The following is a 12,193-nucleotide window of genomic DNA, read 5'->3' as shown; positions in this document are numbered from 1 at the left end:
GCTTCTCCTCCGATGCACGACGCGCGGCTGACTTCGAGAACGGGAATGGTGGCCACCGGTGTGCCTGTCACCAGGGCACCGTTCCGGCGTCGTTGAGGAATTCGCCGGTCGGGCCGTCGTCGGGCAGGGTCGCGAGGCGAATCGCGATGGCCGCACCCTGTTGCGGTGTACGGTCGCCGCTGAAACCGGTGAAGTCGGTGGCGGTCAAACCGGGACAGCCGGAGTTGATCAGGATGTTGGTATCACCCAGTTCCTTGACGTATTGGATAGTGAGGGCGTTGAGGAAGGTCTTCGAGGCCAAGTAGGCGGCGGGAACCGGGCCCATGTCGATGCCGGGCGTGGTTTGCAGGGCGAGCGAACCGACGCTGCTGGACATGTTGACGATTCGCGGTGAGGCCGAGGCGCGCAGCATCGGCAGCATCGCGTTGGTCACCCGGATGACCCCGATCACGTTGGTTTCCACGATAGCTCGCACGGTCGCGGGATCGACCGTGGTCGGTGTCTGCGGCATATCGCCGGTGACGCCGTTGATCGCGGCATTGTTGACCAGAACATCGAGCCCTCCGGCATGGTCGGCGATCAATTCGGCCGCCGCGGCCACACTCGCGTCGTCGGTCACGTCGAGCGGCACACCGAACGCATCGGCCCCGGCCGCGCGCAGCTTCTCCACCGCGGTGTCGCGGCGTTGCCGATCCCGCGCGCCTACACCGATTCGCCAGCCGAGCGCGCCCAGGCCGGCGGCGATCTCGTATCCGATTCCCTTGTTCGCGCCGGTCACCAGCGCAATCGTCTGTTCACTCACACCGCCGATCCTGCTGCGGCTCCGGGTGGGGCGTCCAAGACCGATCGGGTGGGCGGCGATACCGCACGGGTATTGGTCGTGGTAAGCGCCCGATACCATGACCCGGTGGAGACGCGGGAGATGCGATATTTCGTCGCCGTCGCCGAGGAGTTGCACTTCGGCCGAGCGGCACAACGGCTCGCGATGGCGCAACCACCGCTGTCGCGGGCGATCCAGCAGCTCGAACGGCGGCTCGGAGTCGTTCTGCTGCACCGCACCGCTCGCGCAATCACTTTGACCGAGGCCGGGTCGGTGCTTCTGCGGGAGGCCCGGCTCGCCCTCGAAGCGGTCGAAGCCGCCGAGCGCCGCACCCGCCGCGCCGCGGCCGACCGGCCCGGTGTGGTGCTGGCCACCAAGGCAGGAGCGTCCAGAGAACTGTTGTCGAAGCTGCTGGACGCCTACGCCGCCGACCCCTGCGCTGCCGCCGTCGAGGTGCTGCTCTGCGGGCCCGGCGAACCGGAAGGCCTGCTACGCAACGGGCGAGCCGACGTTGCTCTGCTCCAGCGGCCTTACGACACGACAGCCGGATTCGACACCGAGGATCTGCACACCGAACAGCAGGTCGTGGTCCTGCCCGCGGGTCATCCCCTCGCCAACCGACCCCACATGTCGATGGCCGAGGTCAACGCCCTGACGGACCTGCCCCTGCCACGCTGGCCTCGACGGGATGGGAGCTATCCCGACGGCCCCGGCCCGCAGGTTCGCGACCATACCCAGTTGACCCAGCTGATCACGCTCGGACGGGCCTGCGCGCTCATGCCCGAGTCGCTCCGAGCCCAGCTACGCGACGATCACGCCATCGTGCCCGTGCCGGACGCACCGGCCGTCACGACCGTCATCGCCTGGCCACCACACAGCAGATCCAAAGCCGTCGCCGACCTTGTCCGTACGGCGATACGCCTCTAGCCGACAACATCCGCAAATGCCGCATAGTGCGCTGACCGAACCGACCGGCGGGGGGCATCGGAAGATCAACTGGCCGTTTCGATCCGGCCGACAGAATGTCCGCAACTGCCAATTACACGATGTATTCGCGTGTTTCGTCCGGCGGTTCGTCCAGGGGGAAGTTCAGGGTTCGGTCGTCGCCTGGCAGGCCGGGCACAGGCCGTGCAGGGTGAGCCCAGCGATTTCGGGTAGCGCGAAACGGCTCCCGAGGCGTGCTTGATCCAGGGCGACGCTGAGAAGTTCGGCCGGCACTTCATCGATGGCACCGCATCGGGTACAGACCGCGTGATGGTGTGGCGTGTCGGTGAGTCCGTAGCTGGTGACGCGTTCATCGATGACCAGAGCGTGGAGGACCTGCGCGTCGGCCAAGGTCGAGACTGTGCGGTAGACGGTGGTGAGGTCGACCTCGTGGCCGGCGTCGGTCAGGCGTTGCTGGATCTGGGCAACCGTGAGATGGCCGTGTCCGCGTGATCGGTCCAGTGTGGTCAGGACCGCCAGACGTGGTGCGGTGCATCGCAGTCCGTGGCTGCGCAGCAATCGGCGCGCGTACGGCTCGCCGGTTGTTGTCGGGGAGTGGGTGTGGTGTGTGACGCCCGCCATGGCCCCAGTCTGCCCCTCGCTCGCGAGCCTCGCGTCTTGCCAATGAGTTGCAACAACGCCGTGGTGGTTTTACCTTCAATGAATTGGGTTCGCGCGGAAAAGAACAGATCGTGACGTCACCAGTGCAGCAACGCAGGCTCTTTCGAACCGTGACCGACCGGCTGGCCCTGACCCGACAGGAATGGCTACGCCTGGCCGCCATGACCGGGGTGATCCTCGGTCTGCATGCGCTGGGCTGGTTCACCCTCGTCGTATTCGTGGCCCCGCACCACGTCAGCCTCGGTGACCGCACCCTCGGCATCGGCATCGGCCTGACCGCCTACACCCTGGGCCTGCGCCACGCCTTCGACGCCGACCACATCGCCGCCATCGACAACACCACCCGCAAACTCATGCACGACGGGCAACGCCCGCTCTCGGTGGGATTCTTCTTCTCCCTGGGACATTCGACCGTGGTGTTCGGGCTGGCGTTGCTGCTCTCACTCGGCGTGAAGGCCATCGCTGGTCCCGTCGAGGACGATTCCTCGGCGCTGCACCACTACACCGGTTTGATCGGCACGACCGTGTCGGGGACCTTCCTCTACATCATCGCGTTCCTCAATATCGCTGTGCTGGTGGGCATCCTGCGTGTGTTCCGGCGCATGCGCGGCGGCGAGTTCGACGAGACCGAGCTGGAAAACCAACTGGCACAGCGAGGTCTGGTGAACCGGCTGCTGGGCCCGGTGATGAAGTCGGTCACCAAACCGTGGCAGATGTACCCGATCGGTCTGCTGTTCGGCCTCGGCTTCGACACCGCCACCGAGGTCGCGCTGCTCGTCCTCGCCGGCACGAGCGCCGCGGCGGGCCTGCCCTGGTACGCGATCCTGTGCCTGCCGATCCTGTTCGCCGCCGGGATGAGCCTGCTCGACACCATCGACGGCAGCTTCATGAACTTCGCCTACGGCTGGGCCTTCGCCGAACCCGTGCGCAAGGTCTACTACAACATCACCATCACCGCATTGTCGGTCGCGGTCGCGCTCATCATCGGCACCATCGAACTGCTCGGCCTGCTCGCCGACCAATTCGGCTGGACCGGCGGCATCTTCGACTGGATCGCCACGCTCGATCTCAACCTCGTCGGCTACCTCATCGTCGGCCTGTTCATCCTGACCTGGGCCATCGCCATCCTCACTTGGCGCTACGGCCGCATCGAAGAGAAATGGACCACCCGAGCGCAGCTTCGAACCGACACCCCCGACTGACAGCCTGCCAGGTCCAGCTCAGTCATGGGTGTGCGAGTGATCGTCCAGCAGACCGTTTTGATGCACATGGCAATGCGAATGTTCCACGCCGTCATGGCTATGCGTGTGTTCATGTTCGACATGATCGTGCTCGTGTGTGGTGTGGGCGTGGGTATGGGTCATCATGCCGTGACTGTGCGCATGAGAATGCGGCTCGTGATGGGCGTGTTGCTCGGTCATCTCGGGCTTTCCTTTCCGTCTCGAGCGGGTTCGTCGATACCGCCGCGGTGCGGCCGGCCCGATGCGCGGCGGCATGAGCGGTGCCGGGAACCAGTTGGACTGCGAGGCGGGAGATCACCGGCTGCCCTCATCGCGGATGCGCACCGATCGCGCCCGTCCGCTGTTCCGCGACATCTTGGGATACTTTTGGTGCTGGCTTACTAACCATGGGCCGGCCAGATCGTTCGCACAGTACGGCATCGACCGGAACCCGCAGTACTGAACACGCGTCGAATCGGCGAGCATCCTCAACAAGTCGACGCAGACCTACGCCTACAGCCCGGGTCGAATCGGTGACCCCGGCGATATGCGCCGCTCGATGAACGCGGTTCGGCTGGGGTTCGGTCCCGATTGTCACGGCAATTCCGCGGAGGACTACGCGGAGTGGCGGGCGGCCGGAATGCCGCTGCCCGCGCGGTTCGAAGCGTCCGGCCTGGAAGATCAACGGCCTGAGCGACTCCCAACCGCCGGCAGTGCGCGCTCAGTAGCCGTTGAGCGAGCGTGTTGCGCTACGTGCCCATCCGAACGACGGGACCGAGTCTCGAGCGACGGCGAGGCGTCTTGCCCTCGGTCGTCGAGATCGGCGAGTGCGAGCGCTACGTGCAGATTGTCGACATCTCGCAGTGTGTCGGCGGCAGGAGGGTGCAGACCTGATTTGCTGCAGGCATCCAGTAACCGGAGGTGCACCGCCCACGTCACCAAAAGTGGCTCGGACAGAAGGGGTAGCAGCGGTTCGATGCGGTCGCCGAGTTGGGATACCGCCTCGGCGCGATCTGGTCCCGCTCTCGAACACCGGGATCGGTCAGTCTCCGGATCAACTCGAACGTCGCAGACCGATCCGCCTGCTCGGTGATCCGCTCCAACTCACCACTCATCTGCACCCCCGTACCTTGCCAAGGCGCCCCCGCTCGGGCCACCGAGAATCGGCAGTCACAAGGCTGACCAACGCCAATGGTTTTCCGTTCAGAGCCGACACTGGCGGTGCCGCCGACAATCGCGAACGCCACCTGCGGCTATCGAAAGTCTCTGCCGCCCCGCCCCTTTCCCTAGCTGGCCATTGTCTGGTGAAGTTTCCGCTTGGAAGCCGCATACCGCGCAGACCGAACCGGCCGGCGCGGTGCGCGGAAGATCAACGGGCAGGGGCGTTGTATCCGACGTCGCTGGCGGGTGTGCTGGTCGTCGGGTTCCCGTCGACAGCGCGAAGCAGGGCTAGACGGGTAGCTTGTCGAGCCAGGTGCGGATGATCGGGTCGGTGACCTCGGGGTGGGTGAAGGTGATCGTGTGCGCGGCACCGAGACCCTCGATCGTTTCGACCTGGGTGGGGCCGCCGAGCTGGGAGGCCAGATGTTCGGTTTGGCGGCGGGTGTGGATCTGGTCCTGGACCCCGTGCATCAGCAGCGCTGGCGCGGTGATGTCTTTGACCAGGTCGACGATGGATTCGCGGTCGATGAGGGCGCGGCCGGCCTGGCGCAGGCGGCGGCGGTCCGACGCCATCCATTTGTCGAGCCAGAATCGGCGGTGATCGCGGGTGCCGCCGATCATCTGCACGGCGATCGGGGTGGCGACAGCTTCGAGTGGGCCGTCACCAAGGATCCACTGATTCATGATGATGGCTTCGAATCCGCCTTTCTCCGCGCCGTCGTAGGCGTCGGCGCGGGTTCCGATGAGGATCAGTCCGCGTATGCGTGAGGGTGCTTGCAGTGCCATGCGCATCGCGATCCAGCCGCCTTGCAGGACGCCGCCGGCGACGAGCTGGTCGATGCCGAGGTGGTCGATGACGGTCCAGGCGTCGCGGGCCAAAGTCCAGTTGTCGAACGGGGTGTCGGGGTCTTCGGTGAGGCCGTGGCCACGCTGGTCGATGCAGATCACGCGGTAATCCGGTGACAGCGAGGCGATTTGGGGTTCCCACTGGTCGATGTCGTTGAAGAATCCGTGCATCAGCAGCACGGCGGGGCCGTCGCCACCGGAGTCGGTGTAGTGGATGTCGGCTCCGTCGTCGGTGGTCACGAACGGCATGGCTGTGCGGCCCTCCAGTGTCGGTATTGGGTTGCGCCGGGTCGGGTTTCGGCGCTTTGCCCGACGATAACAGTAACGTGTTCTAGTTTTGTGGGCATCTCACTGCCCGCCAGACAGCACCCGAACGTCAAGACTGCTGCTCGAGCATCCGGATCATCCCCTCGACCAGAGCGCGCTTGTCGGGAGGCAGTTCGAGGTGCGCCGCCAAACCAGTTGCAGCGCACGTGGTCAGCGTGTCATCGCGATGGCCGGGGGCTCTCAACGCACTCTATTGCCGCATTGAGCGCTGACCGAACCGGCCAGCGCGAACCCTCGGAAGATCTACGGGCAGAGCACCGTACGGCCGTCGGCAGTGCGCGCTCATGCCGAATTGAGTGCACTGCGGACGGCGATTGCGGCCGATACGGCCTGTGAGGGCCAGTAGCGATAGAAATCGCGCTTACTGTAATCGCCTGGAAAGACGCTAATTCCCCAGATAGGAGAACTCCGGACAGAATGCGCCGATGGATGCGCCGATGATGAGGGCGGTCTGGTCGAGCGTGTAATCCGTGCCCTTCATGATTCGATCGAAAATGTAATCCAGCGATCGCGGGTCGGCGGCCACGCCCAGCACCGCATTCGTTTGCAGTGCGGCGCATACCGTTCGGCCCATGGACACCGTTTTGGTTCTGTCCTGGAACTGGATTCCGTCCCTTTGCAGGGTGGATGTATAGAGATTCTCTGATTCGGGGCCGTCCGGAAGACGATCGACAACGGTGGGGATGACCGGCTTGATGGGTTTATGGGATGTCGTCACCGGCAGATTCTGCGCGTCATCGGATCTGTCGCAACCCGAAATCAGGATCAGGAAGGCAATCCCCACCGCAATCTTGTGCATGGCCCGGACCATACATACGGGTACATCACGATCACGTCATGCGCGGATAACCGCTACCGAGGTTGAACTCATGAAGTTATCGGGTCGAGGGTGAGTCCGGTTTCGGCGAGCGTTGTCGGCTCGGCATCCGATACCGCTGCCCGATCTCGCGGACCATATGTCCATCAGCGAACGCACCCTCCGCCATTTGCTCGCCGAGGGTGCCGGGCTGTCTCCCAAACCCTTCGCCCATATCGCCCGACTGCGTAGCGCGCTCGCCTACGGCAGTGCCGAATCCGTACATTTGGCGCAGCTCGCCGCGACCGCCGGTTACTACGACCAGTCTCATATGACCGCCGAATTCGCCAGCATGATGGGCGTGGCCCGGGGCGTTCGTCGACGACTGGGTCACAGCAGGGTTGCAGCTCGAGTCCCGTTGTCGGGAAACGTGTTTCGCCGCGGGCTGGCCGGACTTGCGCGGAGTTGCGCACGTTGGGAGGGTGCGCCGCCTCCGGCGGCGTGTTCGCGCGTCAGAACGCGCTCAGTGCGGTGGTCGATTTGGCGTTCGAGTATCGCGAGGATTACCACAAAGAAGGGATCAACCTAGTTGCTTCGTTGCCGTAGCTGGCCAGGAGAAGCGTGGTAGCTGTCCCGGCAGGCCTTGTTGAAGACCGACAGAGTCGAAAAACCGCTGTCGTAGGCGATATCGGCGATGGTTCGGCGTTGATTCTGTGGATCGGAGAGGCGTGCCACCGCCCGTTCGAGACGGGCGGTGAGCAGGTAGCTGTGGGGAGTAGTGCCCGCCAGGCGCATGGCACGTTCGAGCTGGCGGCGCGTGATACCGAGATCTTCTGCGACGGTTTCCACGGTGACCCGCGGGTCATCGGAGCATCTGCGGATGTGCAGGCGCGCATGCCGGGATATCGCGGCCAGTTTCGTGTTCTCCGGGGCCCAGCGTTCGTCCAGAGCACCGGCCAGCAGCCCGGTCCAGTGCGTGCTGATCTTCAAGAATTGGGTCGCCGTCATCGTGTCGCCGTGGCGGTCGAGCTGTTCGGTGAGCGCAAGCACGGACCCGAGCAGCGGGTCGCGGGCGTCCAAGGCCAGATGCGGCGGCCCATCGGGAGACAAGCACAGTGTGTCGGCAGGAACGTTCAGAATCCAGGCCCGCACATGGTCGCCGTGGAAGAGCGCCATGCGCTGGCCCCAATCGACGACGCCCATCTGACCAGGCCGCAGCAGCACTCGTGTGCCGTGTTGCTCGATGCCGAGGGTTCCGCTGCGCGGGATCAGCAATCGGGCGCTGCGGTCGCCGTCCGCCTCGACCTCGGCCAGCGTGCGTTCGTAGGAAATCTTGGTGGATTCGAACTGCACATTCTGGAAGTCGCCCAACTTATAGCCCGCCAGGCGCTGAACCCGCAGCTCGCCATCGAAGTTCGGCCAATCGCTGAAGTTGACCCGCGCTCCACCCTGATTGATGGAAACCTGCTCGCGCCAGAACGCCGGTCTGTCGTCCTTCGGCACCTCGGATGTGGTGTCGCTTGCCAATTCCAGCTCAGACACCTGCGGTCCCCCTTCAGCGTTGTCGCAATCCCGGAAGAGGTTCGTCGCAAATCCGGTCGACCCGAATCTATACGCGCACTTAACCTTTGACTAAAGAGTCGCTCGCCACGCTGCTCGACGAAGTCGAACGCGAACAGGGCTGACCCGCACCGATGTCGATGTTGCTGATCTACGAAGGGGGTAGATCAGCAACACCTCAGCTTCGCTCGCTGACGCGGGCGCACTCACCGGCCGCGCCTTCACGCTCTCGGGCCAGGCGCACCTCACCGGCATCGATGCCCAGTGCCTCGCGATCCAATCACCTGCGCTCGACGCGGGTGATCTTCGACCTCGGCAGACCCGCGAGCCTGCCGAGCTCCGGCTCCGTGAGCACCGCGGGGTGCCGTCGATCCGACATCAACCGGGACCGGGGATCGGGCCACCTATCTCGGTCGTCAGCGAACCGCAGCCGGTGCCAGCGGCGCGCAAGCTGTTCCCCGAGAAATATCGAGCCCTCACAACCAGTCCGAACTTCCTGCTCTTCGTCCTAAGCGCAGCTGACCGCCGCGGAACGTCCGCAACTGCCGCAACCGCGCTGACCGAACCGGCCGGCGCGGAGCGGCCGGAACCCGGTGCGGCGCAGAACGTCCGCTACTGCCGAGTTGCATGCGTCGATCTTGGTCGTCAGCCGAGGTCGGGAGTGGCCGAATGTGAAGAACACTATGAGGACTTGGACTGAAAAGTGCTCCAGAGGCCTCTTCCTGGAGGCTCGCTGGAGATCCCCTCGGTACCGTCAATGATCGTCCGACCGTCGCCGGTCGAGCGGCTGTGACGTGGCACGACAAAGGCATTCGAACCGAAGGGTCAAGCACTTGAAGCTCCGTCAAAGTGGGCATATCGCCATTGCGGCACTAGCCGCGGTGACCGCTCTCGGTCTGTCGGCATGTGGCAACGGTGAAAAGAACGAGACCACCAAGCCGGCCAAGCCTTCGACTACGAAAGTTGCTGCCGCCCAAACCTACCCGCCTGCTCCGACCGCAGCGGATCTGAACAGTGCAATGCAGAAGGTGCTGGATCCGAGCGTTCCAGACTCCGAAAAGCTGGACCTGATGCAGGGCATGCAGGCCGATCCGAGCCTGCCTTCGCGAATCATCGAAGCCTACAAACAGAACAATGCTTCCATCACCGTCACCAACGTCACCGACCTGGGAAACGGCACCCTCACTGCCGACGCGCAAGCAGCGATCAACGGCGGTACGGCGCAGCAGGCAGTCGTGCCGTTCGTCGCCGAAGACGGCAAATGGAAGGTCCAGAAGGACTGGATCTGCAACATCCTGTCGCTAGGCAACCAAACCTCACCGGCATGTAGCTGAACCTCGAACATCCTGACATGCCGCATGCCGCGCTGACCGATGCGGCCAGCGCGTGTGCGGCTCGCCGACAGCTGTCGCACGCCGATGCCCTCAGGGTGGCGCCCGAGCTTGTTCGTCCGCCGCAATGAGAGGGGCCGCTGCGCATCTGTCAGTCGGATTCGGGGCGGCGGTCGTAGCGGGCGCGGGCTCGATCGTGGGCGTTTCGGAGCAGGTTTCGGATTGGGGCCTCGGTTCGGGGGCCGGGGTTCACGACGGCGAGCCAGGCGGCCGAGGCGTAGATCGGATGTGGGATCAGGGTGTCGGTGGCACTCGGGTCGAGGGAGCCTGATTCACGGGGAGTGTGGCCTGTCCACTCGATGAACTCGTCCCTCGACGTGTTGATGTTCAGGCGGAACGCGTCGGGCCGGTCGAGCCGGGAGGTGGTGTCGTCGGGGTAGTCCTTCGTGATGAGGGTGGCGAAGGGCTGGACCGTGGTGGGGGTGACACCGTCGGGGGCGTAGTAGAAGAAGTAGTCGCCCCAAGCGATTTCGGGGGTGCCGTCACCGGGGGCCGGGTGGAGGGTGAGGACGCCGCCGAGGGATTCGATGTATGTGGCCAGGTCTTCGATGGTCATGAGTTACAGCGTTACATTGAAGTGCTTGTGTGGACTTTCCCTGGATATAGGGAGGTGAAGGGTTGCGAAGTCGCAACTCGGACCGGTTACGGACGGTGGATGTGGCGCGGCTTGCGGGGTGCTCGGTGCAGCAGGTCCGCAACCTGGAGAACGAGGGTGTGCTGCCGCCGGCGATCCGCACGGACGCCGGTTACCGGATGTACGGCGGAGCCCATCTGTGGTCCGCGCGGGCGTACCGGAGTCTGGCGGCGGGCGCGGGGCCGGGGGTGGCCAAGCAGATCATGCGGGCCGCGCAGGCGGGAGCCGTCCCCGAGATGCTCGCGTTACTGGATGCGGTGCACGGGCGGCTCGACGGCGAGCGGCGGGAACTCGAAATCGCCAAGGCGGCAGCCAGGTTGATCGCCGAAGAGCCCATCGGGAATGAACGGCCCTCGGACGAGATGGGCGTGACCGAGCTGGCGGAGGCACTGGGGGTGCGGACCTCGACGCTGCGGCACTGGGATGCGATGGGGCTGGTCGTGCCCGGACGCGGAGACAGCCGGGGCACGCGCAGATATGCGCCGGCCGAGGTGCGAGATGCGCGGATCGTGCATCAGTTACGGGCCGCAGGCTACCGGATTCCACAGTTGCAGGAGTTGATGCCGCAGTTCCGGGGTGCGCGGCGGTGGGACGCGGTGATGGCCGGGCTGGCCGCGCGGGACAAGAGCATCGAGAACCGGTCCCGGGCGCTGTTCGAGGGCACGGCGGCACTCAGTGCGGCCGTTTCGGCGGCCGCCGACAAAGAACGTACGACTTCTCCTGATGGACTGCCGGTTTCGGACTGACGGAAGAATACGCTCGTCGCACTACCGGCATGCCGCACTGCTCGGCACGACCGAACAACCACTGATAGCCCTGTAGCGAACCGGCGGGCTCGTCGGCTCCTGTGAATTCGGGGCATGAACAGAAACCAGTCATGGTGCGCATCGCACTGGGCGGTGTGGTGATCGCGCTGGTTATCGCACTGGGCGTGGTGGCGGGGATGTTGGTTGCGAAGGGTGGTGACCTGGATCGGGTCACGTCCGATCGGAATAGCGTTGCCGCTGAAAGGGATCGCGTAGCTGACGGCTTGGCTCAGGCGAAGGACCGTGATGCGGCGCGGACGGAGGGACCGCGCGCCGAGGACATCGCGACGCAGCATGCGGTGGGTGCGGCGACCGTTGATTTCCATGACTTCGACGGGTGGGAGCAGCGGTTGAAGGCGAACGCGATGCCGCAGTTGGCGGGGAATTTCGACAACACCGCGGCCGAACTTCGGGAGATTCTCGTTCCCTTGCAGTGAGTTTCGACGGCAAAACCTATCGCAGCCAAGGTGATATCCGGGATCGATGGCGTGTACAAGGTTGACGTGTTCGTCGAGAGCACGACCACGAGTGCGCAGAGCCCGCAGCCGGCCGTTACCACGGCCTACTACGTCGTCACCGTCGATCGCGGCCAGGGCTGGAAGATCACCGATGTCAGTGGGTCGGGCACAGGTATCTGACGAGTACGTGCAATTCTGAGACCCGGCAGGGGAACAGCGAAAGGTTCTGCTCAGCGGTTGAATTCGCCGTTGGCCACGCCTTTGGTGAAGGCGTCCCATTCGGCGGGGTCGTACTCGAGGGTGACGCCCTGGGGGTTGCCGAGTGTCGCGCTTCCGTCGACGAAGACGTTGACAGACAGCTGTTCTCCGATTCGGCCGGAGTTGCCGCTCAACACCAGATCCAGGAAGGTGGGCCAGAGCCCAGGGGCGATCGCGAGCAGCGGCTGGCCGTGAGATGAGCCCGTGTACTTGCTGTCCCGGACGAGTACACGGTCAGGGCGGTGGGCGACCTCGACGCAGGTACCCTCCGAACCACTGAAGGTTGATCTGAAAAACTTGGCGCTCACGGA

At 64.7% G+C, this 12,193-nt stretch carries 15 protein-coding genes; 7 read left to right on the top strand and 8 right to left on the bottom strand.

Going from position 1 to position 12,193, the window contains the following annotated elements; translation table 11 throughout:
- Positions 1 to 67: 67 nt before the first annotated feature.
- Positions 68 to 802, bottom strand: a complete 735-nt coding sequence (locus ACIRRA_RS11900; protein ID WP_402766455.1) for an SDR family oxidoreductase — start codon at positions 800 to 802, stop codon at positions 68 to 70.
- A 105-nt stretch (positions 803 to 907) separates the two neighbouring features.
- Here ACIRRA_RS11900 and ACIRRA_RS11895 point away from each other — a divergent pair, with 105 nt between their 5' ends.
- On the top strand, positions 908 to 1,747 hold the full coding sequence (locus ACIRRA_RS11895; RefSeq protein WP_402766454.1) for a LysR family transcriptional regulator: 840 nt from the start codon (positions 908 to 910) through the stop codon (positions 1,745 to 1,747).
- Positions 1,748 to 1,909: 162 nt separating this feature from the next.
- On the opposite strand, the gene ACIRRA_RS11890 is transcribed toward ACIRRA_RS11895, so the two are convergent.
- Entirely contained in the window at positions 1,910 to 2,386 is a 477-nt protein-coding gene (locus ACIRRA_RS11890; protein WP_402766452.1) for a Fur family transcriptional regulator, read from the bottom strand.
- Positions 2,387 to 2,496: 110 nt separating this feature from the next.
- Here ACIRRA_RS11890 and ACIRRA_RS11885 point away from each other — a divergent pair, with 110 nt between their 5' ends.
- Positions 2,497 to 3,627, top strand: coding sequence for a HoxN/HupN/NixA family nickel/cobalt transporter (locus tag ACIRRA_RS11885; RefSeq protein WP_402766450.1), 1,131 nt, complete (start codon positions 2,497 to 2,499; stop codon positions 3,625 to 3,627).
- A gap of 18 nt (positions 3,628 to 3,645) precedes the next feature.
- Here ACIRRA_RS11885 and ACIRRA_RS11880 read toward each other — a convergent pair whose 3' ends face one another.
- The 3 genes from ACIRRA_RS11880 to ACIRRA_RS11870 form a co-directional block, all read right to left on the bottom strand.
- Entirely contained in the window at positions 3,646 to 3,846 is a 201-nt protein-coding gene (locus ACIRRA_RS11880) for a zinc transporter Slc39a7 (RefSeq protein ID WP_402766448.1), read from the bottom strand.
- 1,248 nt (positions 3,847 to 5,094) lie between these two features.
- Positions 5,095 to 5,892 (bottom strand): alpha/beta fold hydrolase, encoded by a 798-nt coding sequence (locus ACIRRA_RS11875; RefSeq protein WP_402766447.1) that lies wholly within the window; start codon positions 5,890 to 5,892, stop codon positions 5,095 to 5,097.
- A 472-nt stretch (positions 5,893 to 6,364) separates the two neighbouring features.
- Positions 6,365 to 6,778: a DUF732 domain-containing protein gene (locus ACIRRA_RS11870; protein WP_402766445.1), complete on the bottom strand. Its 414-nt coding sequence runs from the start codon at positions 6,776 to 6,778 to the stop codon at positions 6,365 to 6,367.
- 157 nt (positions 6,779 to 6,935) lie between these two features.
- Between ACIRRA_RS11870 and ACIRRA_RS11865 the strand changes: the two genes are divergently transcribed.
- Positions 6,936 to 7,364, top strand: coding sequence for a helix-turn-helix domain-containing protein (locus tag ACIRRA_RS11865; protein ID WP_402766443.1), 429 nt, complete (start codon positions 6,936 to 6,938; stop codon positions 7,362 to 7,364).
- Here the strand turns inward: ACIRRA_RS11865 and ACIRRA_RS11860 are convergent.
- A complete protein-coding gene (locus ACIRRA_RS11860; protein WP_402766441.1) occupies positions 7,361 to 8,317 on the bottom strand; it encodes a helix-turn-helix domain-containing protein in 957 nt (318 codons plus the stop codon). The two genes, ACIRRA_RS11865 and ACIRRA_RS11860, sit on opposite strands and share 4 nt — an antisense overlap.
- Before the next feature lie 899 nt (positions 8,318 to 9,216).
- On the opposite strand from ACIRRA_RS11860, the gene ACIRRA_RS11855 reads away from it, so the two are divergent.
- Positions 9,217 to 9,669 (top strand): hypothetical protein, encoded by a 453-nt coding sequence (locus ACIRRA_RS11855; RefSeq protein ID WP_402766439.1) that lies wholly within the window; start codon positions 9,217 to 9,219, stop codon positions 9,667 to 9,669.
- 148 nt (positions 9,670 to 9,817) lie between these two features.
- Here ACIRRA_RS11855 and ACIRRA_RS11850 read toward each other — a convergent pair whose 3' ends face one another.
- Entirely contained in the window at positions 9,818 to 10,282 is a 465-nt protein-coding gene (locus ACIRRA_RS11850) for a DUF6194 family protein (RefSeq protein WP_402766437.1), read from the bottom strand.
- Positions 10,283 to 10,344: 62 nt separating this feature from the next.
- Between ACIRRA_RS11850 and ACIRRA_RS11845 the strand changes: the two genes are divergently transcribed.
- The 3 genes from ACIRRA_RS11845 (at position 10,345) to ACIRRA_RS11835 (ending at position 11,804) form a co-directional block, all read left to right on the top strand.
- A complete protein-coding gene (locus tag ACIRRA_RS11845; RefSeq protein WP_402766435.1) occupies positions 10,345 to 11,106 on the top strand; it encodes a MerR family transcriptional regulator in 762 nt (253 codons plus the stop codon).
- Positions 11,107 to 11,237: 131 nt separating this feature from the next.
- On the top strand, positions 11,238 to 11,603 hold the full coding sequence (locus ACIRRA_RS11840; protein WP_402766433.1) for a hypothetical protein: 366 nt from the start codon (positions 11,238 to 11,240) through the stop codon (positions 11,601 to 11,603).
- A gap of 51 nt (positions 11,604 to 11,654) precedes the next feature.
- Positions 11,655 to 11,804 (top strand): hypothetical protein, encoded by a 150-nt coding sequence (locus ACIRRA_RS11835; RefSeq protein ID WP_402766431.1) that lies wholly within the window; start codon positions 11,655 to 11,657, stop codon positions 11,802 to 11,804.
- Between the two features lie 50 nt (positions 11,805 to 11,854).
- On the opposite strand, the gene ACIRRA_RS11830 is transcribed toward ACIRRA_RS11835, so the two are convergent.
- The gene (locus ACIRRA_RS11830) at positions 11,855 to 12,190 is read right to left on the bottom strand and encodes a DUF397 domain-containing protein (protein WP_402766429.1); all 336 of its coding nucleotides are present in this window, start codon (positions 12,188 to 12,190) and stop codon (positions 11,855 to 11,857) included.
- Positions 12,191 to 12,193 lie beyond the last annotated feature (3 nt).

Source organism: Nocardia sp. NPDC101769 (genome assembly GCF_044766925.1).
Taxonomy (GTDB): domain Bacteria; phylum Actinomycetota; class Actinomycetes; order Mycobacteriales; family Mycobacteriaceae; genus Nocardia.
Note: the sequence above shows the minus strand (reverse complement) of the source record. Positions and strands in the feature narration are given on the sequence as shown.